This is a genomic window from Saccharothrix isguenensis, from assembly GCF_052936305.1.
On the sequence record NZ_CP193626.1, the window covers coordinates 1,655,271 to 1,675,977 of the forward strand.

Annotated in this window: 24 protein-coding genes; 18 read left to right on the forward strand and 6 right to left on the reverse strand. The window is 71.9% G+C overall.

Going from position 1 to position 20,707, the window contains the following annotated elements; translation table 11 throughout:
* Positions 1–47: 47 nt before the first annotated feature.
* Together ACRAKI_RS08085 and ACRAKI_RS08090 are read left to right on the forward strand one after the other, a co-directional pair.
* Positions 48–719, forward strand: a complete 672-nt coding sequence (locus ACRAKI_RS08085) for an amino acid ABC transporter permease (protein ID WP_447006423.1) — start codon at positions 48–50, stop codon at positions 717–719.
* The gene (locus ACRAKI_RS08090; RefSeq protein WP_447006424.1) at positions 716–1,564 is read left to right on the forward strand and encodes an amino acid ABC transporter permease; all 849 of its coding nucleotides are present in this window, start codon (positions 716–718) and stop codon (positions 1,562–1,564) included. Before ACRAKI_RS08085 ends, ACRAKI_RS08090 begins: the two co-directional genes overlap by 4 nt.
* A gap of 88 nt (positions 1,565–1,652) precedes the next feature.
* Here ACRAKI_RS08090 and ACRAKI_RS08095 read toward each other — a convergent pair whose 3' ends face one another.
* Entirely contained in the window at positions 1,653–2,732 is a 1,080-nt protein-coding gene (locus ACRAKI_RS08095; RefSeq protein ID WP_447006425.1) for an Rv2629 family ribosome hibernation factor, read from the reverse strand.
* A 48-nt stretch (positions 2,733–2,780) separates the two neighbouring features.
* On the opposite strand from ACRAKI_RS08095, the gene ACRAKI_RS08100 reads away from it, so the two are divergent.
* The 7 genes from ACRAKI_RS08100 (at position 2,781) to ACRAKI_RS08130 (ending at position 5,687) form a co-directional block, all read left to right on the forward strand.
* Positions 2,781–3,482: an EcsC family protein gene (locus ACRAKI_RS08100; RefSeq protein ID WP_447006426.1), complete on the forward strand. Its 702-nt coding sequence runs from the start codon at positions 2,781–2,783 to the stop codon at positions 3,480–3,482.
* A 462-nt stretch (positions 3,483–3,944) separates the two neighbouring features.
* Positions 3,945–4,169: a hypothetical protein gene (locus tag ACRAKI_RS08105; protein ID WP_447006427.1), complete on the forward strand. Its 225-nt coding sequence runs from the start codon at positions 3,945–3,947 to the stop codon at positions 4,167–4,169.
* 45 nt (positions 4,170–4,214) lie between these two features.
* Positions 4,215–4,340 carry a hypothetical protein gene (locus tag ACRAKI_RS08110; protein ID WP_447006428.1) on the forward strand — a complete coding sequence of 42 codons (126 nt, stop codon included), beginning with the start codon at positions 4,215–4,217 and terminating at the stop codon, positions 4,338–4,340.
* Between the two features lie 149 nt (positions 4,341–4,489).
* Positions 4,490–4,849 carry a LuxR C-terminal-related transcriptional regulator gene (locus ACRAKI_RS08115; RefSeq protein WP_447006429.1) on the forward strand — a complete coding sequence of 120 codons (360 nt, stop codon included), beginning with the start codon at positions 4,490–4,492 and terminating at the stop codon, positions 4,847–4,849.
* Positions 4,744–4,992, forward strand: a complete 249-nt coding sequence (locus tag ACRAKI_RS08120) for a hypothetical protein (protein WP_447008625.1) — start codon at positions 4,744–4,746, stop codon at positions 4,990–4,992. Before ACRAKI_RS08115 ends, ACRAKI_RS08120 begins: the two co-directional genes overlap by 106 nt.
* Positions 4,893–5,183, forward strand: a complete 291-nt coding sequence (locus ACRAKI_RS08125) for a hypothetical protein (RefSeq protein WP_447006430.1) — start codon at positions 4,893–4,895, stop codon at positions 5,181–5,183. The genes ACRAKI_RS08120 and ACRAKI_RS08125 overlap by 100 nt, the downstream gene beginning before the upstream one ends.
* A 75-nt stretch (positions 5,184–5,258) precedes the next feature.
* Entirely contained in the window at positions 5,259–5,687 is a 429-nt protein-coding gene (locus tag ACRAKI_RS08130) for a CBS domain-containing protein (protein WP_447006431.1), read from the forward strand.
* Between the two features lie 60 nt (positions 5,688–5,747).
* Here ACRAKI_RS08130 and ACRAKI_RS08135 read toward each other — a convergent pair whose 3' ends face one another.
* A complete protein-coding gene (locus ACRAKI_RS08135; protein WP_447006432.1) occupies positions 5,748–6,290 on the reverse strand; it encodes a CGNR zinc finger domain-containing protein in 543 nt (180 codons plus the stop codon).
* 62 nt (positions 6,291–6,352) lie between these two features.
* On the opposite strand from ACRAKI_RS08135, the gene ACRAKI_RS08140 reads away from it, so the two are divergent.
* From ACRAKI_RS08140 to ACRAKI_RS08150, 3 genes are read left to right on the forward strand one after another with little or no spacing between them, the layout of a single operon-like run.
* A complete protein-coding gene (locus ACRAKI_RS08140; RefSeq protein WP_447006433.1) occupies positions 6,353–7,003 on the forward strand; it encodes a maleylpyruvate isomerase family mycothiol-dependent enzyme in 651 nt (216 codons plus the stop codon).
* A gap of 45 nt (positions 7,004–7,048) precedes the next feature.
* Positions 7,049–7,984, forward strand: a complete 936-nt coding sequence (locus ACRAKI_RS08145; RefSeq protein ID WP_447006434.1) for a DUF3500 domain-containing protein — start codon at positions 7,049–7,051, stop codon at positions 7,982–7,984.
* Positions 7,981–8,613, forward strand: a complete 633-nt coding sequence (locus ACRAKI_RS08150; protein ID WP_447006435.1) for an endonuclease V — start codon at positions 7,981–7,983, stop codon at positions 8,611–8,613. The genes ACRAKI_RS08145 and ACRAKI_RS08150 overlap by 4 nt, the downstream gene beginning before the upstream one ends.
* On the opposite strand, the gene ACRAKI_RS08155 is transcribed toward ACRAKI_RS08150, so the two are convergent.
* Positions 8,601–9,821 carry a family 4 glycosyl hydrolase gene (locus tag ACRAKI_RS08155; protein WP_447006436.1) on the reverse strand — a complete coding sequence of 407 codons (1,221 nt, stop codon included), beginning with the start codon at positions 9,819–9,821 and terminating at the stop codon, positions 8,601–8,603. The genes ACRAKI_RS08150 and ACRAKI_RS08155 overlap by 13 nt on opposite strands.
* Entirely contained in the window at positions 9,818–10,684 is an 867-nt protein-coding gene (locus ACRAKI_RS08160) for a LysR family transcriptional regulator (RefSeq protein ID WP_447006437.1), read from the reverse strand. Before ACRAKI_RS08160 ends, ACRAKI_RS08155 begins: the two co-directional genes overlap by 4 nt.
* Positions 10,685–10,755: 71 nt before the next feature.
* Here ACRAKI_RS08160 and ACRAKI_RS08165 point away from each other — a divergent pair, with 71 nt between their 5' ends.
* The 6 genes from ACRAKI_RS08165 (at position 10,756) to ACRAKI_RS08190 (ending at position 17,284) form a co-directional block, all read left to right on the forward strand.
* The gene (locus tag ACRAKI_RS08165) at positions 10,756–11,658 is read left to right on the forward strand and encodes an alpha/beta hydrolase (protein ID WP_447006438.1); all 903 of its coding nucleotides are present in this window, start codon (positions 10,756–10,758) and stop codon (positions 11,656–11,658) included.
* Positions 11,658–12,851 (forward strand): MFS transporter, encoded by a 1,194-nt coding sequence (locus ACRAKI_RS08170; protein ID WP_447006439.1) that lies wholly within the window; start codon positions 11,658–11,660, stop codon positions 12,849–12,851. Before ACRAKI_RS08165 ends, ACRAKI_RS08170 begins: the two co-directional genes overlap by 1 nt.
* 63 nt (positions 12,852–12,914) lie before the next feature.
* A complete protein-coding gene (locus tag ACRAKI_RS08175; RefSeq protein WP_447006440.1) occupies positions 12,915–14,762 on the forward strand; it encodes a Xaa-Pro dipeptidyl-peptidase in 1,848 nt (615 codons plus the stop codon).
* A 92-nt stretch (positions 14,763–14,854) separates the two neighbouring features.
* On the forward strand, positions 14,855–15,373 hold the full coding sequence (locus tag ACRAKI_RS08180) for a M23 family metallopeptidase (protein ID WP_447006441.1): 519 nt from the start codon (positions 14,855–14,857) through the stop codon (positions 15,371–15,373).
* Positions 15,373–16,140 (forward strand): peptidoglycan DD-metalloendopeptidase family protein, encoded by a 768-nt coding sequence (locus tag ACRAKI_RS08185; protein ID WP_447006442.1) that lies wholly within the window; start codon positions 15,373–15,375, stop codon positions 16,138–16,140. Before ACRAKI_RS08180 ends, ACRAKI_RS08185 begins: the two co-directional genes overlap by 1 nt.
* A gap of 115 nt (positions 16,141–16,255) precedes the next feature.
* Entirely contained in the window at positions 16,256–17,284 is a 1,029-nt protein-coding gene (locus tag ACRAKI_RS08190; RefSeq protein WP_447006443.1) for a DUF4192 domain-containing protein, read from the forward strand.
* Positions 17,285–17,675: 391 nt separating this feature from the next.
* Here ACRAKI_RS08190 and ACRAKI_RS08195 read toward each other — a convergent pair whose 3' ends face one another.
* Together ACRAKI_RS08195 and galE are read right to left on the reverse strand one after the other, a co-directional pair.
* Entirely contained in the window at positions 17,676–19,730 is a 2,055-nt protein-coding gene (locus ACRAKI_RS08195) for a S9 family peptidase (RefSeq protein WP_447006444.1), read from the reverse strand.
* Positions 19,730–20,707, reverse strand: a complete 978-nt coding sequence (galE, locus tag ACRAKI_RS08200) for a UDP-glucose 4-epimerase GalE (RefSeq protein ID WP_447006445.1) — start codon at positions 20,705–20,707, stop codon at positions 19,730–19,732. The genes ACRAKI_RS08195 and galE overlap by 1 nt, the downstream gene beginning before the upstream one ends.

Genomic DNA, 20,707 nt, shown 5'->3' on the forward strand with positions numbered 1-20,707 from the left:
CGGCCGGCCGCATCACCGTCACCACCACGACCTAGCCGAGGAAGCCGATGGACGTCCTGCTCGACAACCTGGACCTGTACTGGCCCGGGTTCCTCAGCACCGTGTGGCTGTTCCTGCTCTCCGCGGTGGGATCGCTGGTGCTGGGGGTCATCCTGGCGATGCTCCGGGTCGCGCCGGTCCCCGTGATGCGCGCCATGGGCGCCACGTACGTGACGCTCCTCCGCAACACCCCCCTGACCTTGGTGTTCTTCTTCTTCGCGTTCGCGTTCCCGCTGCTGGAGATCGTGACCTCGGACACCTTCGGCTCGGCGGGCGGCTACTACTTCTTCGCGGCGGTGACGGCGCTGATCCTCTACACCGCGGCGTTCGTGTGCGAGGTCGTGCGGTCCGGCATCAACACCGTCCCCGTCGGCCAGGCCGAGGCGTCCCGGGCACTGGGGCTGACGTTCGGCCAGATGCTCGGCTCCGTGGTGCTGCCGCAGGCCACCCGCGCGGTCGTGCCGCCGATGATGAGCACGATGATCGCGCTGCTGAAGAACAGCACCATCGCGGCGGGTTTCTCCGTGTTCCAGGCGGGCTCGATCAGCCTGTACCTGTCCGAGCGCGGTGAGAACCAGATGATCGGCCTGCTGTGGGTCGCGCTGTTCTTCATCCTGCTCGTGATCCCCATGTCCCTGCTGCAGCGCAGCCTTGAGAAGCGGTGGAGCATCGCCCGATGAGCTCGGTCCTGTTCGACGTCCCCGGGCCCCGCGCCCGGCTGCGCCACCGTCTGTACGCGCTCCTCGGCGTCGCCGTGCTGGTCGGCGTGGTGGGCTTCGTGGTGTACCGGTTCGCCGTGACCGGCCAGTTCGAGGCCGACAAGTGGAGCTGGCTGCAGTACGAGCAGATCCAGCTGTCCATCGTCGGCGCGCTGGTCAACACGCTGAAGGCGTTCGCGGTCGGCGCGGTGCTGGCGATGATCTTCGGCGCGATCTTCGCCGCCGGTCAGCTCTCCGACCACAAGATCATCCGGGTGCCGTCGATGGTGGTCGTCGAGCTGTTCCGGGCCGTGCCGCTGGTCGTCATGATCTTCTTCTTCCACTACGGCGTGTCGCCTGGCCCGCCCTTCTACTCGGTCGTGCTCGGCCTGACGCTCTACAACGGCTCGGTGCTGGCCGAGGTGTTCCGCGCGGGCGTCCAGTCGCTGCCGCGCGGGCAGAGCGAAGCGGCCTACGCGGTCGGCATGCGCAAGACCCAGGTGATGTCCAACGTGCTGCTGCCGCAGGCGGTCCGGGCGATGCTGCCCGCGATCATCAGCCAGCTGGTGGTGCTGCTCAAGGACACCGCGCTCGGCTTCCTCATCACCTACGACGAGCTGCTGGAGTACGCACGCGAGCTGGGCGGCGCGTTCCAGTTCGACCGGCCGCTGGTGCCCGTCACGCTCGTGGTGGGAGCGATGTACATCTCGATGTGCCTGCTGCTCACGTGGCTGGCCACGTACCTGGAGAAGCGCAGCCGGCAGAACAAGAAGGTGCTGAAGCTGGAGAAGAAGCCGGCCGAGGACGTCGTCGCCGCGGCGGTCTGAGCCGGTCCGGGGTTCGCCGCGCTCGGGTCTCCCGAGCGCGGCGTGAACCGCCAGTACGTGAACTGTCGGTAGGAGCCGGTAGCGGCGCTCAGTAGCGCAGCAGGGCGCCCACGCCCTCGCTCAGTCCGTCGACCTCGGCGACCACCACCTGCGCGCCCGTCGCGGCGGCGGCGGTGCCCAGGGCCTCGTCGGCGCGGTGCTCGCCCACGTGTTCGACGCCGAGCGTGCGCAAGTCCTCCTCGCTCAGCGCCACCTGGGCGGGATCGTCGCCGGACCAGACGGTGCGGTCGCCCAGTGCCGGGTCGGACACCAGCAGCGCCGCCACCTTCGCCTCGCGCAGCGCCGCCACCACGGGCTCCAGGCCCTGCACCGCGCGCCCGTCCGGACGGCCGGTCTGCGCGGTGAACTCCTCGACCACGTCGTTGTCCAGGTCGACCTGGTACTGGGCCACGAGCGATTGCACCGCGTCGTCGAACGCGCCGTCTTCCCCGCCCTCGGCGAGGGTCGCGTGCTCGACCTCGACCAGCACGTCCCGGCAGCGCGGGCTCAGCGCCTCCCGCACCGCGGCACGTGCCTGCACCTCGCCGCCCAGGACGAGCAACCGGGCGTTCAGGCTGGTCACCAGCCGGTCGGCCTCCTCCGCGATCGCGTTCGCGTTGTGCTTCGCGGTCTCCTCCACCCGCTGCTGCATCCGCCGGTGCGACCAGCCGCCCGCGTTGACCTTGTGCAGCGGGTGGTCGTCGCCTTGCACCTCGGAGGTCTGCTCGCCCCGCGCGTCGTAGCCGTGCAGGTCCGCGCCGGCGCGGTCGACCAGCACGGCGACGTGCGGCACGTCCGGCTCCATCCAGGTGGCCAGCGGCAGCACGTGCGGCAGGTCCGACCAGCGCACGGTGTCGGCGGCGGGCGGGCGGGGCAGCACCCGGTCCAGCAGCAGCCTCCCGTGCGCCGCGATCATCGCCCGGCCGGACTTGCCGGAGACCGGCGTCAGCGCCGTCTCCTGCATCGCGTCCAGCGTCGCCTCGTCCGCACCTTGCCGGGCCAGTTCCTCGCGCGCCGCGCGCCACCGCAGCTCCATGGCCTTGGCCGCGTCCTCGGTGTCGTGCGAGGCGTCAAGGTAGACCGACGCGAACGGGCCGCGTTGCCTGACCAGCTCTCCCAACGAAGACATGTCCATTGGCCTCGGCTACCCGATCGCGGGCCGCGTAATCTCGAGGGCATGGTGGACGAACCGGGTGCGATCACCAAGGTGCAGCAGAACGCGGTCGACCACCTGCTGAAGGTGGGCATCAACGGCTTCGGGCCGTTCAAGGGCGCCGAGCAGATGGCCGTGGAGGCGTTGGACAAGGGGTTGACCCCGGAGGAGGCGATCAGGCACCTGATCAGGACGCACGTGGCGGCGGCCGGCGTGCAGGGGTTCGCCACGAACGTCGGCGGCCTGATCACGCTGCCGATCAGCCTGCCCGCCAACCTCACCGCCGCCTACCTGGTGCAGACGCACCTGATCGCGTCGATCGCCGCCGTGTACGGGCACGACCTGGAGAGCGACGAGGTGCAGACGGCGATCCTGCTGTGCCTGCTCGGAAACGCGGGGACGGAGCTGCTGAAGAAGGCGGGCATCAAGGTGGGGGCCAGGTTCACCATGAACCTGATCGAGCGAATTCCCGGCCAGCTCATCCGCGAGATCAACAAGCGGGTCGGCTTCACCCTGCTGGCGAAGTACGGCGCCGGCAGGGCGACCGTCACCCTGGCCAAGGGCGTGCCGCTGGTGGGCGGCGTGATCGGCGGGACGTTCGACGCGGTCACCACGCGTGCGGTAGGCGCCTTCGCGTCCCGCTTCTTCACCGAGCGCGAGGTCGCGCCGCCGGCGGTCGTGGACGGCACCTTCATCGAAGGCGAGGTGCTGGACATCCGGGAGTGACCGGTCCAGCCGGACGTGCCCGGAGCCGGCCCACGACCTGGGCCACTCGGGCTCGCGCCGACTCGCGGATAACCGGTTGGTGTTGTGGCGGGAAGCAGGCTAACGTGATGACCATGTTCTTCCAGATCTACCTCTGAGGGCTTCTCCCTCCAGCGCCGCGCAGGCCTCGGGCCGCGCCGCGCCCTTCTCCTGGTGGCCTTAGCGGCTCTTCTCGCGACCCCGTCGAACCGGGGGTCGTAGCCTTCTGCACGCCTCGACATTCCGAGGAGGCGATCGCATGCCCACCATGCGCAACGAACCACCACACGACGGTCAGCCGACCAGCCGTGCCGCCCGGCGCGGTGCACGCTCGTCCGGTGCGGTCCAGCCGCGCTACGGCGGGGGCCGAGCTGCCGTCACCCCGCGCCACTACGCCATGCGGCGTCGCTGACCAGCGACTTCGCCACACCTCAGGAGGCACACATGACCAAGAACGACGGTCCGCAGGTCGAAACCGAGTCGGCGCAGCACGAGCCGGAGCAGGAGCCGGAGCAGGACTCGGGGCAGGAAGAGCCCGCCGCCCCGCTCAACCGCGCCGCCCGCCGCGGTCACGCCGCCAAGAACGACAGCGTGAACAAGGTCCCCGGCCGCCCGCAGCAGAACACGTTCGTGGGTCGCCGCGTCTTCCGCCGCACCAGCGGCGGCTGACGGACCCCGTCGGCACCGCGCCGCTCGACTGGTCTCCGGTGCGCCGTGAGCGCACACCTGGTGAGCCCGGAGCTGGTCGGGCGGTCGACCGAGACCGGGCACCTCGCGGGCGCGTTGCACCACGCGCCCGCGACGGTGCTCGTCGGCGGTGAGGCGGGTGTCGGGAAGTAGCGTCGACCTCGCACCCCTGCTGCCCGCGTTCGAAGAGCAGGCGCCGGGGGACGAGGCGCGTCCACGGTTGTTCGAGGGTGTGCTGTCGCTGCCGGCTCGGCTCTCCGAGCACCGGCCGGTGGTGCTCGTGGTCGAGGACGCTGTCGGGGGTGACGCTCACCGGCGACGGACGGGCGGAACGAGCGCGGTTCGGGCTGACGGCCCGAGAGGTGGAGATCCTGCGGCTGGTCACCGACGGGTTGGCCAACCGGGAGATCGCGGAGCGGCTGTTCATCTATAGGCCTGCTCGAACAGGGCTGACTCCCGATGCCTCGCCGGGGTGCCTCAGCGCGACTGTTGACGTTGCCGGACGTGGTGCGGTTGGCGCAGTGGACGGGCTGGCCTCGGTCGGACGGTCGGGCTGGTGCTGCTGGCGATGTCGGCCGCGATGGCGCTGCTGTCGCCGATCGTCGGCGTGGTCGCGGACCGCTGCGGGTACCGGGCGGTCGCGTCGACGGGCACCGCCGTGATCTTGATCGGTACCGTGCCGCTGCTCCGGGCGGGTGATGATCCGTGGGACCTGGCGTGGCGGCCGGCGGTGATCGGATCGGGCACGGGCTGTTCGCCGGACCCCACGCGGCGGCCCTCCTGGCGCGCACCCCACCCGAGCTGATGGGCACCGCCGGCGGCATGACGACGCTGGTCCGCACGGTGGGCTTCTCCACCGGGCCCGCGGTGGGCGCGCGCTGGGAGGGTTCCACCCGACCGTCGTGGTGCTGGTGGCGATCACCGCGCTGGGGGTGCCGGCGACGGCCGCGCAGCAGCGGGCCGACTGAGGTGGCGGTGCTCTTATCGGGCGTGTGACCTGCCGATCACGTGCCCGGAGAACTAGCCTGAGGTGGGTAGCAACCGGGTCCGGTGTAGATCGGGAGGCGCCCCATGAGGATCGCTGACGTGTTGCGTAACAAGGGCTCGGCCGTGGCGACGGTGGAGTCGGGAGCGTCGGTAGCGGATCTCGTCGCCGCGCTGGCCGAGCACAACGTGGGCGCGATGGTCGTGATCGGCCCAGAGGGCATCGCCGGGATCGTGTCGGAGCGGGACGTCGTGCGGAAGCTGCACGAGCGGGGCGGCGAGCTGTTGGGCGCACCGGTGTCGGACATCATGACCAGCGAGGTGTTCACCTGCACGCCGGGTGATTCGGTCGACAGCCTCACCGTGCTGATGACCGAGCAGCGCATCCGGCACGTGCCGGTGGTCGACGGCGGCCGGTTGGTCGGCATCGTCAGCATCGGCGACGTGGTGAAGAGCCGGATCAACCAGCTCCAGGAAGACCAGGACAAGCTGACCGCCTACATCGTGCAGGGCTGAGCAGGCCGACCACGACGGACCGCGCGGGCGCCTCCGGGTGCTCGCGCGGCTCGGCGTCGGTCAGTCGTGCGCGCGGCGGTAGTGCCGGCTGACCCTGGCCCGGTTCCCGCACGCCGGCGCGCACCACTCCTGCCGGGGGTGGGCCTTGACGAAGTACCGGATGCACCGGGGTGCTTGGCACGCCCGCAGTTCCTCCCGCGCACCGCTCGCCAGGAAGTCGATCGCCGCCGTCGCCAACGTCGCCGGCAGGCGGTCGCCGGGGTCAGCCGCGTCCACGTACCGCAACCGGGGCTCGTCGGTCCACTCCAACCGGGCCGCCCTGGGCACCCGCGCGGCGGCGTCGTTGACGATCTTCAGCGCGCGCTCGAAGTCCAGCAGGTGCGGCGTGTCGAGGCGTTCGTCGGCCCGCACCACGTGCGCGAACAGCGATCGCACGGCCCAGCGCAGCTCGATCACCCGCTGCCGCAACGCCTCGTCCGGTGCGGTCCCGCTCGACACCGCCCGCAGCCACGCCGCGAAACCCTCCGGGGTGGCCAGGTCGTCCCTGAGCCCGCTGTGCCCGTCGTGCCGGACCGTGCTCGCGAACTCCAGTGCCAGTGCCATCGGGGCCAGTCTAGTGATAAGTTTCCTAACGGACTTCAGCCTACAGCCCATTAGGGGAAACCGTGACGATCCAGGCGAACGTGTTGGCTGCCCACCGCCGGTTGGCAGCCCTGATCGAGGACGTCACCGACGCGCAGGTGGCCGAACCGTCGCTGCTGCCCGACTGGACGCGAGGCCACGTGCTGGCGCACCTGGCGAACGTCACCGTCGGCCTCGCCGGTCAGGCGGAGAACGAAGGCGCGAAGGTCGAGGTCTACCCCGGTGGTCGGCCCGCCCGGGACGCCGCGATCGAGGCGGGCGCGGTGCGCTCGGCGGCGGAGCACCGGGCCGGGATCGCCGACGCGGTCGCCCGGCTCGCCAAGGCCTGGGCCGGCGTCCGCGACTGGGACACCCCGACCTTCTACCGCGGCAGCACGCTCACCGGCACGGCGTACGCGCTGTGGCGCGAGGTCGAGATCCACACCCGGGACCTCGACCTCGGTCCCGTCACGTGGTCGCCCGAGTTCTGCGACCACGCGGTCGACTTCCTGTCGGCGCGGGTGCCGGACGGCGTCAGGCTCACGTTGCGGGCCGAAGACCGCCGGTGGGTGATCGGCGAGGGCGAGGACGTCACGCTCACCGGCGACCGCACCGACCTGGTCGCGTGGCTCGCCGGGCGCGAGCCGGCCGGCCCGGTCACCGGCGACCGGCCGGAACTCAAGCCCTGGCCGTAGCGCCGGCTGCGCGCGCCCGGGCCCGCGGGCGGATAAGTTCGGGTGATGCTGCACGAGATCGCCGAAGCCACGCGGGGCTTCCTCGACCTGTTGGACGACGGGCAGCGCGCGGTCGCGGTGCGGGCCATGTCCGACGACGAGTTGCGCAAGCGGTGGGCGTACACGCCGGGGCAGCGGCCCGGCGTCGTCTACGGCTCCTTGGACCGGGACCAGCGCAAGGCCGTGCACCGGCTGCTGGCGTGCGTGCTCAGCCCGCACGCCTACGCGCAGGCCGGCACGGTGATGGCGCTGGAGGACGTGCTGGACGACCGCGAAGGCGGCCTCCGCGACCGGCACCAGGGCGACTACTGGACGGTCCTGCTCGGCGAGCCCGGTGAGGAGCCCTGGGGCTGGCGGGTCGAGGGGCACCACCTGTCGGTGAGCGTGGTGGTGGCGGACGGGCGCGTGTCGGCCACCCCGTTCTTCCTCGGCGCGAACCCGGCCCGGACGACGTACCGGGGGCGGACGGTGGTGCAGCCCTTGCGGTTGGAGGAGGAGCTGGCCCGCGAACTGCTGGACCGGATGGGCCGCACGGCGCGCGGGCTGGCCGTGGTCGCCGACACCCCTCCGCCGGACCTCCGCACCGGCAACTCGCCCCGCGTGGGAGACCTGGAACCCGTCGGTGTGACACCCGCGCAGCTCGACCGGGCGTCACGCGGGCTGCTGGTCGGGCTGGTCCGGTACTACCTCGACCGGCTGCACGGCGACCTGGCCGACGAGGAGTTCGACGCCCTGGACCTGGAGCGGCTGCACTTCGCGTGGGAAGGTTCCGCCAAGCGCGGCGACGGGCACTACTACCGGATCCAGGGGCCGGAACTGCTGATCGAGTACGACAACACGGCCAACGACGCCAACCACGCGCACTCGGTGTGGCGACGGCGGTCGGGCGACTTCGGCGACGACCTCCTCGCCGCGCACCGCGCCTCGGTGAGGCACGAGTGACGCCGGAAGAGGCGATCGCGGAACAGGAACGGCTGCGTCCGCTGGTCTCGACGCGGACCGATCCGGGGCTGGTGGTCCGGCACGTCGCCGGGCTCGACGTGTCGTACGCGGACGACGAGCGGTTGGCGGCGGCGGTCGTGGTGCTGGACGCGGGGTCGTTGGAGACGGTCGACTCGGCCGTGGTGCCGGGGAAGGCCGATTTCCCCTACGTGCCGGGCCTGTTCGCGTTCCGGGAGCTGCCGTCGTTGTTGGAGGCGATGGAGAAGCTGACCGTCACGCCGGACCTGCTGGTGTGCGACGGGCAGGGGCTGGCGCATCCCCGGCGGTTCGGGTTGGCGTGCCACCTCGGGGTGGTGACGGGCATACCCAGCGTCGGCGTGGCCAAGACGCCGATGGGCCTGTTCACCATGCCGGACGACGTGCGCGGCGCCCACACCGATCTCGTGGACGACGGCGAGGTCGTGGGCCGGGCGTTGCGGACGCGGCAAGGGGTGAAGCCGGTGTTCGTGTCCGTGGGGCACCGCATCGACCTCGACCGGGCGTGCGCCGAGGTGCTGCGGTTGTGCGTGACGCGGCTGCCGGAGACGACCCGCCGTTCGGACTCGTTGGGCCGGGCTCAACTCAGGTAGGCCAACTCCGGGTGCCGCCGGACGTAGGTGTCCAGCAGGCTCTTGGCCGTGGCGACCGAGTCGACCAGCGGGTGCAGGGCGAACGCCTTCAGCGCGGCCGACCGGGTGCCCTCCGTGATCAGCCGGTCCACCGCCTTGACCGAGGTGACGAGCCCGGCGGCGTGGTCGGGGAGGGGGCTCACGGGTAGCGGCCGGGCACCCGTCGCGTCGACCTCGCACGGCACTTCGACGATGGCCTGGTCGTCCAGTGTGGACAGGGTGGAGTCGTTGGGCACGTTGAGGATCAGCGTCGCCGTCTCGTTGTCCGCGATGGCACGCATGACCGCCATGGCGACGTGCTCGTACCCGCCGCCCTCCAGCGTGTCGCGTTCCCGCTCTTGAGCCATGTACGTGGCTTCACGCTCCAGCCGCGTGGTCTCCCAGTCCACTTCACCGCCGTAGAAGCGCTGTTGTTGGCCGAGCAGGAAGGCGCCCCGGTTGTCGCCCAGCGCTTCCCGCGTCGAGTAGTAGTAGTGCAGGTACTCGTTGGGGATGGCGCCGAGCGCGCGCAGCCACTCCGCGCCGAAGAGGCGGCCCTCCTCGAACCGGGACAGGGCGTCGTCGTCGGCCAGGAGGGTCGGCAGCAGGTTCTCCGCACCGAGGTGCACGCCTTGCAGCCAGCCGAGGTGGTTCAGGCCCGCGTAGTCGAACGTCGGGTTCTCCAGTCCGAGGGCCTGGGCCACCCGGCGGCACAGGCCGATCGGCGAGTCGCAGATGCCGATCACGCGTTCACCGAGGTGACGGGCCATCACCTCGGTGATCAGCCCGGCCGGGTTGGTGAAGTTGACGACCCAGGCCCGCGGGGCGAGTTCGGCGATGCGCCGGGCCAGCCGGTCCGCCACGGGAGCGGTGCGCAGGCCGTACGCGATACCGCCCGCGCCGACCGTCTCCTGGCCGAGGACGCCGTGCGCGTGCGCGACTTCCTCGTCGATCGCACGCCCGGCCAGGCCGCCGACCCGGATCGCGGAGAACACGAAGTCCGCACCGCGCAGGGCCTCGTCCAGGTCGGTGGTGGCGGTGACGGGTGGTCCGCCGCGCAGCACGTGGTGGATCGCGTCCAGCCGGTGCGCGTCCACGTCGTGCAGCACGACTTCGGTGATGTGCTCGTCCAGCGCCTTGTGCACGAGCGGCACGCGGAAGCCGCCGCCGCCCAGGATGACCAGCCTCATGCGTCCCATCCTGCACCGGCGAGCAGCGTCACGAAGGCCGCCGTGAGCGGGTCGGGGGTTCTGTGCGCGTAGGCGACGAGGGTTCTCCGCACGGGGGGATCGGTGCGCAGGACGGTCCCGTCGAACGCCTCCGGCAGGATGTTGCGCGGCACCAGCGCCGGACCCAGGCCCGACGCGGCCAGCACGGGCGCGGCGGCGGTCTGCTCGGTCCGCACGGCCGCACCCGGCTGGAAGCCACGGGCCGCGCACGCCGCGTCGACCAGGTCGGCCAGGCCGTTGCCCGGCGCGTAGTGCACCCACCCGTCGTCCGCGAGCGCCCGCAGGTCGATCGGTTCGCGGTGGTGGCTGTCGGGCGGCAGGACGACCACGAACTCCTCCACGCCCAGCGGCTGCTGGAAGCCGACCCAGTTCGCGGGCTCCGGACCGAGGGCGATGTCGGCTCGGCCTTCGGCCATCGCCTCGCGCAGCTCGTCGGCGTGGCGGTGCTCGAACAGGCGGATGCGGACGTCCGGGTGTTCCGCGCGCCACCGCCTGAGCACGGGCGGCAGCACCCCGAGGGTGAGCGAGTAGAGCGTGGCCACGCGGAGTTCGCCGCACTCCAGCCCCGCTGTGCGTCGTGCGGCGGTGAGCGCGCGCTCCGCGTCGGCCAGGGCAGCACGGGCGTGGGGGAGCCAGGCACGTCCGGCGGGCGTGAGGCGGACGGCGCGGGGGAGTCGGTCGAGCAGCGGCGTGCCCACCGTGCGCTCCAGCGCGCGGATCTGGTGCGAGAGGGCCGGCTGGCTGACGTGCAGCAGCTCGGCGGCGCGGGTGAAGGAACCTTCGTCCACCACCGTCACCAGGTACTCGAACTGCCTCAGCGTCATGACAGCAGTTTATGCCTTTGAGAAAAGACATGTCTTGGACTTATGGGTGGTAGCGGCCTGATGATCGGCCCATGTCATTGAACGAACAGGCCCGCGCGGTGCTGGAGAAGCTCGCGGGCGCGCCGGCGCTGGAGGACCTGACGGTCTTCGAGGCGCGGCGGTCGCAGTGGGGTTTTCTCGGGTTCCAGGGCGCACCCGAGCCGGTCGCGCGGGTCGAGCACTTCTTCCTGCCCGGTCCGACCGCCGACCTGCCCGCGCGGATCTACTACCCCGAGGGCGACGGGCCGTTCCCGGCGATCGTGTTCCTGCACGGCAGCGGGTGGGTGACCTGCAACCTCGACCTCTACGACGTGGCGTTCCGCGCGTTGGCCAACGCGACCGGGCACGCGGTGTTCGCGGTGAACTACCAGAAAGCGCCCGAGCACCCGTTCCCGGTGCCGCTGGACGACTCGTACGCGGCCACGGCGTGGCTGTTCGAGCACGCCGGGTCCCGGGACGTCGACCCGGCACGGATCGGGGTCATGGGTGACAGCGCGGGCGGCAACCTGGCCGCCGCCGTGGCGCTGCGGGCCCGGGGAGCGCTCGACCTGGCGTTCCAGGTGCTCGTGGTGCCCGCGCTGGACGCGGACTTCACCACTCGGTCCTATGTGGATAGTGCGACGGGCTGCGGGCTGTCGACGGCCGGGATGCGGTGGTTCTGGTCGCACTACCTCGGGTCCGGGGAGGTCTCCGAGTCGGCCGCGCCGCTGCGGGCGTCGGTGGACGGCCTGCCGCCGGCGTTCGTCGCCATCGCCGAGCACGACCCGGTGCGTGACGACGGCGAGCGGTACGCGGCGAAGCTGGCGGCGGCCGGCGTGCCGGTCCGGCTGCGCGAGTTCGATGGCACGATTCACCCGTTCGTGTTGATGGACGGCGTGCTGGACGAGTACCGCGTGCTACTGGGCGAGCTGCGGACCTGGCTGGGTGCGCTGTGATGCCGCCCGCGTTGATCGCGCTGGCCATCGGCGCGTTCGGCATCGGCACCACGGAGTTCGTCATCGTCGGACTGCTGCCGCAGGTGGCGGGCGATCTCGGGGTGTCGATCCCGTCGGCCGGGCTGCTCGTGTCGGGCTACGCGCTGAGCGTCGTGGTCGGCGCGCCGCTGATCACGGCGGGCGGGTCGCGGTTGCCGCGCAAGCAGATGCTCGTGGGGCTGATGGCGTTGTTCATCCTCGGCAACCTGGTGTGCGCGGTCGCCGACGACTACGCGGTGCTGATGGCCGGACGGGTCGTCGCGGCGCTGTGCCACGGCGCGTTCTTCGGTGTCGGATCGGTGGTGGCGGCCGGGCTGGTCGCGCCGGACCGGCGGGCGCGGGCGATCGCGCTGATGTTCACCGGGCTGACCGTGGCGAACGTGCTCGGCGTCCCGGCGGGCACGGCGTTGGGGCAGGAGTTCGGCTGGCGGTCGACGTTCTGGGCGGTGACCGCGCTGGGCGTCGCCGGGCTGGTGGGCATCGTCGCGCTGGTGCCGGTCCAGCCGGCCTCGACGGGGTTGCGCGGCGAGTTGGCGGTGTTCCGCCGGTCCGGGGTGTGGCTGGCGCTGGCCACGACGGCGCTCGGGTTCGGCGCGGTGTTCGCGTCGTTCACCTACATCGCGCCGATGATGACGGAGGTCGCCGGGTTCTCGCCGGGCGCGGTGACGTGGCTGCTGGTGCTGTTCGGGGCCGGGCTGTGCGTCGGGAACGTGATCGGCGGGCGTGCGGCGGACCGCAGCCTGATGCCGAGCCTGTACCTGTTCCTCGGCGCGCTCGCGGCGGTGCTGGTGGTGTTCGTGTTCACCGCGCAGTCGGCCGTCCCGGCGGTCATCACGATCGCGGTGTTCGGCGTGTTCGGGTTCGCGACCGTGGCGCCGTTGCAGGCACGGGTGCTGGAGCAGGCGGCCGGCGCGCCCGCGCTGGCGTCGGCGGCGAACATCGCGGCGTTCAACCTGGGCAACGCGGCGGGCGCGTGGCTGGGCGGCGTGGCGATCGACGCCGGTTACGGCTACACCGCGCCCAACTGGGTCGGTGCGGCGATGGCGTTGGCCGGGCTGGGCGTCGCCGTGGTCGGCGGGCTGAGCGGGCGACGTCGTCAAGGGCCGATCGTCGGGTCTTCTTCACCGTCCACAGTGGACGTGAAGCGCCCTTGACAGGGGTTGTGCGGCGGTGGAGGGTCTGCCGGAAACCTGTCCCACAATGATGGGGGTTCGGTCGTGAAGGGTGTACGGAGAGCCGCGGTGCTCGCCGCTCTGGTCACGCTGCCGCTGGGGTCGATCCCCGCGGTGGGCGGTGCCGCGACGGAGGGTCCGGTGTTCGTCGGAGGTGAGGCGCAACCCGTCTTCGACCCGAAGGACGTGGTGCGCGAGAGCGTCTGGGTGCGAGCGCCGGTCGACAGCGACCACGACGGTCAGGACGACGAGGTCTACACCGAGGTGGTCCGCCAGGCGGCCACCGACCGCGGGCTCAAGGTGCCGGTGGTGTTCTTCAACAGCCCGTACTTCTCCGGCGGCAACGACGTGGCCAACCACGACGTCGACGTGGAGCTGTACGTGCCGAACCGCCGCGGCGGGTACGACAAGCGCGACGGGTCGGTGCTGAAGGCCGAGGCGGACGCGCGGATCGCGGCGGCGGTCGGGCCCAACCCGGCGCCGATCCGGTCCGGGCGGTACGAGGACTACTTCGTCTCCCGCGGCTTCGCCATGGTGTACGCCGAGTCGCTGGGCAGCGGCAAGTCGTCCGGCTGCCCCACGTCGGGCGGGCACAACGAGACCATCGGCTCGAAGTCCGTGGTCGACTGGCTCAACGGCCGCACCACCGCGCGCGACGCGGCCGGCGCCCCCGTCGAGGCGGACTGGAGCACCGGCAAGGTCGGCATGATGGGCGTGTCGTACAACGGCACCCTGCCGAACGCGGTGGCGGCGACCGGGGTCGAGGGCCTGGAGGCCATCGTGCCCATCGCGGCCATCTCCAGCTGGTACGACTACTACCGGGCCGACGGCGCGGTGGTGGCGCCCGGCGGGTATCAGGGCGAGGACCTGGACGTGCTGGCGGAGTACGTCTACACCCGCGCCGACCGGGAGGTCTGCAAGCCGGTGATCGCGGACATCGCGGCCCGGCAGGACCGGGTGACCGGCGACTACAGCGCGTTCTGGGACGAGCGGAACTACGTCAAGGACGCCGCCAAGGTGCGGGCCGCGGTGCTCGCCGTGCACGGGCTGAGCGACTGGAACGTCAAGGTCAAGCACGTCGCGCAGTGGTACGAGGCGCTGCGGAAGCACGGCGTGGAGCACAAGATCTGGCTGCACCAGGCCGCGCACACCGACCCGGACACGCTGCGGTCGGTCGAGTGGCGGCGCACGATCAACCGGTGGTTCAGCCACTACCTGTACGGGGTCGACAACGGCATCGAGCGCGAGCCGAAGGCGACGATCCAGCGCGAGGACAAGGTCACCTGGGTGGACGAGGCCGACTGGCCCGCCCCCGGCACGTCCACTGCCCGCGTGCACCCGTGGGCCGGCGGTTCGGCGAAGGGCGCGCTGCGGTCCGGGCCGGTGCCCGGGAGCGCGGTGGTGGAGTCGTTGCGCGACGACGCGTCCAAGCGGGCCGAGGACCTGATCGACCTGCCCGCCTCGGGCAACCGCCTGTCGTACGCGACGCGGCCGGCCGCGTCGCCGGTCCGGTTCTCCGGTGTCGCGCGGGTCGACCTGGCGGTCTCGTTCGACCGGCCGGCGGCCAACGTGACCGCGTTGCTGGTGGACCGGGCGCCGGACGGCACGTCGCACGTGATCACGCGGGGGTGGACGGACCCGCAGAACCGCGTGTCGCCGTCCCGGACGAAGCCGATCGAGCCGGGCAAGCGGTACCGGGTCGAGGTCGAGCTGGAACCGACCGACTACGTGGTCCCGACTGGTCACAGCATCGAGTTCGTGGTGATCTCTTCTGACCACGACTACACGCTGCGGCCGACGCCCGGCACCGGCCTGTCGATCGACCTCACGTCGACGGTGGTGAAACTCCCCGTGGTCGGCGGCTCCGCCGCGTTGCGCCGGTCGGTCGGTTAGAAAGTAATTCACGAAGGATCCATCTGGAAAGTCTTCCACTTGCCGCTCGGTTGTGGTCGGATCGGCGCCACAGTCGTGAAGGAAGGTGGCAGATGAGCCGAAGCCGAATCAGGCGTGCGTTAGTCGCGGCCCTGGTCGCACCGCTGGTCGGCCTCGCCCTCGTGCAGGGTGAGGCCGCCGCGGCGCCCAGTTTCCAGATGCCGTTCCCGTGCGGCCAGGTCTGGGAGGGTCAGACCAGGACCAGCCACAGCCCCGCCAACGCGGTGGACTTCAACCGGGCCAACGACCTCGGCGACGCCGTGGTGGCGGCGGCGGGCGGCACCGTGACGCGGGTGGCGGACACGGGTTCCACCAGCTACGGCCGGTGGATCGAGATCGGCCACGGTTCGGGGTGGACCACCCGGTACGCGCACCTGTCCGCGCAGCGGGTCGGCGTCGGCCAGGTCGTGTCGCGGGGCCAGCGCATCGGCGACGTCGGCTCCACCGGCGGTTCCACCGGCCCGCACCTGCACTTCGAAGAGCGGCTCAACGGTGTGGCGCAGCGGATCGTGTTCAACGGCAGCACGATCTTCTACTGGGGCACCCGCAACTACACCAGCCGGAATTGCTGATGAAGCGGATCACGCGCGCTTTCGTGACCGCCCTGGTCGCGCCGCTGGTGGGCCTCGTCCTCGTGCAGGGTGAGGCCGTCGCGGCACCCGCGTTCCAGATGCCGTTCCCGTGCGGCCAGGTGTGGGAAGGCCAGACCCGCACCAACCACAGCCCCGCCAACTCGGTCGACTTCAACCGCGCGAACGACGACGGCGATCCCGTGGTGGCGGCGGCGGGCGGCACCGTGACGCGGGTGGCGAACACGGGTTCCACCAGCTACGGCCGGTGGATCGAGATCGGCCACGGTGGCGGCTGGACCACCCGGTACGCGCACCTCTCCGCGCAGCGGGTGTCGGTCGGGCAGACCGTGTCGCGCGGGCAGCGCATCGGCGACGTCGGCACGACCGGTGGCTCCACCGGCCCGCACCTGCACTTCGAGCAGCGGCTCAACGGTGTGGCGCAGCGGATCGTGTTCAACGGCAGCACGATCTTCTACTGGGGCACCCGCAGCTACACCAGCCGCAACTCGTGCAGCAGCGGGGTGACCGGCACGGTCAGCACCGACAGCGGCGCGTCGGTGACCATCCGCTCCGGCCCCGGGACCGGGTACGCGGCCGTGGGATCGGTGGCGAGCGGCTCGACGGTGACGATCAGGTGCCAGACCCGCGGTCAGACGGTCACGGGCAAGTACGGCACCACCGACCTGTGGGACCACATCGGATCGGGCTACATCTCCGACGCGTTCGTGTACACAGGTTCGGACGGCCAAGTGGCGCCGAACTGCTGAGTTCCCGCAGGTGATCGGGCCGCTCCCAGTTCGCCGGGAGCGGCCCTTTCGCAGTTGTCCACAGGTCCGGCTCCCGCGGTGGGCCGCGCGGTCGCCGTCCGCCACAGTCGGTCCCATGACGAAGCTGCTCCCCCCGACCAGGCTCACCGACCCGGGCGACCTGATCGCCGCGGTGCCCCACCTCCTCGGCTTCCACCCGGCCGACTCGATGGTCGTGCTGGTGGTGCGGGATCGCGACATAGCCATGACCCTGCGCATCGACCTGCCCCCGCCCGGCGCTCCGCACCGGGTGGCCGAGCAGCTGGCGGGGCCGTTGTCGCGGTGCCGCTCGACCACCGCGGTGGTCGTCGTGATCGGCGGCGGTTCGGGTGATCCACCGGAAGACCTGCCGCACGACTCGCTGGTAGACGTGATGGACGACGCGCTGCACACCGCGCGCGTGCCCCTGCTCCTGGCCGCGTGGACCCGTGCGACGGCGAAGGGCGAGGCGTGGTTCGACTACCACGACGCGGGCACGTCCGGCACGGTCCCCGATCCGACGAGCACGACCTTCGCCGCCAGGTCCGCGTCCGAGGGCCACGTCACCTACGCCAGCCGCGCCGCGATGGGCGAACTCCTCGCGCCGGACCCGCCGGAAGTGCTGTCCCGCCGAGCCGCCCTCCTGAACCGCCTGGCCGCCGACGCCGCACCACTCCCGCCGGACGGCACCGTGCTGCCTCGGCACCGGGAGCTCATCCACGCGGAGGTGGTCCGTGCGGCCGGTCGAAAACGCCCGCTGACCGATGCGGAGGTGGCCGACTTGGCGCACGCCCTGTCGGACCCGTGGGTGCGTGACTCGGCGCTCGGCTACTGCGTGGGTCGGCACGCCAGGAGCGCCGAGACCCTGTGGACGGAACTGACCCGGGCGTGCCCCGCGCCGGAACGCGCCGAACCGGCCGCCCTGCTGGCGTTCTCGGCCTACGTCAACGGCCTGGGCACCCTCGCATCCCTGGCCCTGGACCGCGCGGAACAAGCCCATCCGGGCCACCGCCTGACCGAACTGCTCAGGTCGGCCTTGGACACCGGCCTCTCCCCGGACCACTTGCGGCGACTGGCCGAGCGGGCGGCGGAGACGGACTGGAGCACGCCACCGTCCAGCTGCTAGCGCGGTTCGAGCCCAGGGCGGGTGTGGGTGATCGCCGAGGCGATCGACCAACTCGGCCACGGGGCGTCGGCCGACTCCCGCGTGGTGCGGGGCCGACTCCACTGTGGTGCGGGCCGACCTGAGCGTGGTGCGGGTCGACCTGCGGGCCGCCGGAGCCCGCCGCACGCCCGCGACCGCCACCCCACGCCGGGGTGCGGCCGGGTCGCGCGGTGGGCACGGCGAGCAGCCTGGTCATGCCATCGGCCGATCGAGAGGCGGACCGAGCCCTCAGCCGCACCTCACCGTCGACGACCACGACCGACCGCTGTCGATCGACCTGGCCACACCGCTCATCCGGATCGGAGGAGAGACCCGAGTGCGAACGCCCGGCCCACGCCATCCGGAGGTGTGCCTAGAGCAGCTCCGGTCGCTGCCACGGCTCACCCAGCACGTGCTCGGCGAGGAACGCGAAAATGGTCTCGTACCAGACCTTCGCGTTCCCCGGCGTGAGGATCCAGTGGTTCTCGCTCGGGAAGTACAGGAACTTCGCCGGCACCCCGTGCCGCACGAGGTCGAAGTAGAGGCGTTGGCCCTCGCCGATCGGGACCCGGTAGTCCTTGTCGCCGTGGATCACCAGCATCGGCGTCTTGATGTCCGCCACCCGCAGGTGCGGCGAGTTGGCGCGCACCTGCTCCTGCTGCTGAAGAGGATCGCCCATCTCGCGGATCCAGTAGTACGAGTCGTCCGTGGTCCCGGTGAACGCGTCCAGGTGCCACAGCGACGCATGCGTCACGATCGCCTGGAACCGGTCGGTCCGGGTGGCGATCCAGTTCGCCATGTACCCGCCGAACGATCCGCCCATGACGGCCGTCCGCGAGTCGTCGACGTCGTCCCGCCGCACGGTCACGTCGGTGATCGCCATCAGGTCCGTGTACGGCTTCGCGCCCCACGAACCCCACCCGGCGCGGACGAAGTCGTGGCCGTACCCCGTCGACAGGGCCGGGTCCGGCAGGAGCACCGCGTAACCCCGCGCGGCCATCAGCCACGGGTTCCAGCGCCAGCTCCACCCGCTCCAGCTCATCACCGGACCGCCGTGCACCCACAGCAGCAGCGGCGCGGGCTGGTCGGGCGACGCGCCGGCCGGCAGCACCAGCCACGCGCGCACGGTCCGGCCGTCCTCGACCACCGTCTCGATCTCGGTCAACGTGCCGGGCAGCGACTCGACCACACCGGGCGCGGGCAGTGGCACCGCCTCCTGGTCCGCCCCCGACGCGGACAGCCGCACGGGCTGCGGCGGGTGGTCCCACGCGCTGCGCAGCGCGTACACCGACGCGCCGTCGGGGCCGACCATGACGTTGGTGTACGCACCGGACGCGGTCAGCTTCACCACCGCGCCGGACTCCAGGTCGAGCTTCCAGATCGGCTGGTGCCCCCGGTGGCTGCTGGTGAAGTACACCGCGTCACCGGCCGGGCTGACCACCGGACCGGTCGGCTCCTCGGGGAAGTCCGCCGCCAGGTCCTCGACCGCGCCGGACTCCAGGTCGATGCGCACCAGCGTGTTCGTCCACGGGCTGTCCGACGTCGAGTCGAACGCCCGCACGGCGATCACCCCGGACGAGTCCGGCAGGAACACCGGGTGGAGGAACGAATGCCCCTCGCGGTCGGCGAGCACGCGGTCCGTGGCGCCGTCCGTCGACGTCAGCCGCAAGCGGATCCTCGATCCGTACGACGCGCTCACCGCGACGCGCTCGGGGCGCGCCACCCACCGCCCGTCCGGGCTGATGGCGGGGGAGTCGTCGAGCCGCGCGGCGGCGTTCGGCGTCAGGTCCCGCAGACCCCCGGCCTGGCTGATCCGCGCGCTGTCCACGTCCACCGGCGACGTGGTCGCCAACAGCCGGGGGAAGCTCGGGCCGAGGTCGGAGTCCCAGTACCGCACGGGGTACGACTCGTGCAGGATCGCGGTCACCCCGGCGTCCTCACGGGCCTTCCGGCGCTCCTCGTCCTGCGAGCCGAACTCGGCGTTCGGGTGCGCGGCCGCCGCGAGCAGCACCGTGCCCGCGTCCCGCGCCACCGCGAACTCCGACACGCCACCGGCCGGTCGGCACAGCTCCCGCGCCTCCCCGACGGGAGGCAGCAGCCACAGCGCGGGCTTGTCCTTGGCCGCCTTGCCGTCGGTGGGCCCGGCCTCCTGGTCCGGCCGCGCCGAGATGAACAGCAGCGCGCCGTCCGGGGTGAACGCGGGCGCCGACTCGCCCTTCCCGCCACGGGTCAACCGCCGCGCGGGCCGTTCGCCGGCGGGGTCGATCTCCCACAGCGCGCCCTGCCACGTCTTGCCGTCCGGCGCCAACGTCGCCACCACGGCGACCAGCCGCGTGCCGTCCGGCGACAGCGCCGGCGATGAAAGCCGCGGCATCTCGTTGTACGCGTCCAGGTCCCCGAACGCGGCCTCGGTGATCTCGCCTGTCATCACGCCCCCTGCCGTGCCCTGGTGAAGTCCCACGCGTCACGCACGATGCCGGCCAGGTCCACCCGCTCCGGCTTCCACCCCAACTCGGTGCGGGCCCGCTCGCTGGACGCCACCAGCACCGCCGGGTCACCCGCGCGGCGCGGCGCCACGTCCGCCGGGATCGGGTGCCCGGTCACCTCGCGGCACGCGTCGACGACCTGGCGCACCGAGAACCCCATCCCGTTGCCCAGGTTGTAGATCCGGTGCTCGCCCGCCGAGGCGTGCGCCAACGCCCGCAGGTGCGCGTCGGCCAGGTCCACGACGTGGATGTAGTCGCGGACGCACGTGCCGTCGTCGGTCGGCCAGTCGTCGCCGTACACCTGCACGCGCTCGCGCTCGCCCATCGCGACCTGCAGCACGATCGGGATCAGGTGCGTCTCCACCCCGTGCCGCTCGCCGAACCGCCCGTACGCGCCCGCCACGTTGAAGTAGCGCAGCGACACGGCGGCCAGGCCGTGCCCGGCGGCGTACGAGGTGATCGCGTGGTCGATGGCGAGCTTCGTCGCGCCGTAGGGGTTGGTCGGCCGGGTCGGCGCGGTCTCCGCGATCGGCACCTGCTCAGGCTCGCCGTAGGTGGCGGCGGTGGAGGAGAACACCAGCCGGGGCGTGCCGTGCTCGCGCATCGCGTCCAGCAGCCGCAGCGACGTCACCACGTTGCCCTGCCAGTACTTCGCCGGGTCCTGCACGGACTCGCCGACGAGCGACTTGGCCGCGAAGTGCAGCACGCCGTCGAAGCCCCCGCCGCCGACGCCCTTCGCCAGCACCTCGCCGATCGCCTCGTCGATGCCCGCCTCGACCAGCCGCGCGCCGTCCGGCACCGCGTCGGCGTGCCCGGTCGACAGGTCGTCCAGCACGACCACGTCGTGCCCCGACTCCACCAGCCTGGCCGCGCACACGCTGCCCACGTACCCGGCACCGCCCGTGACGAGCAACTTCAC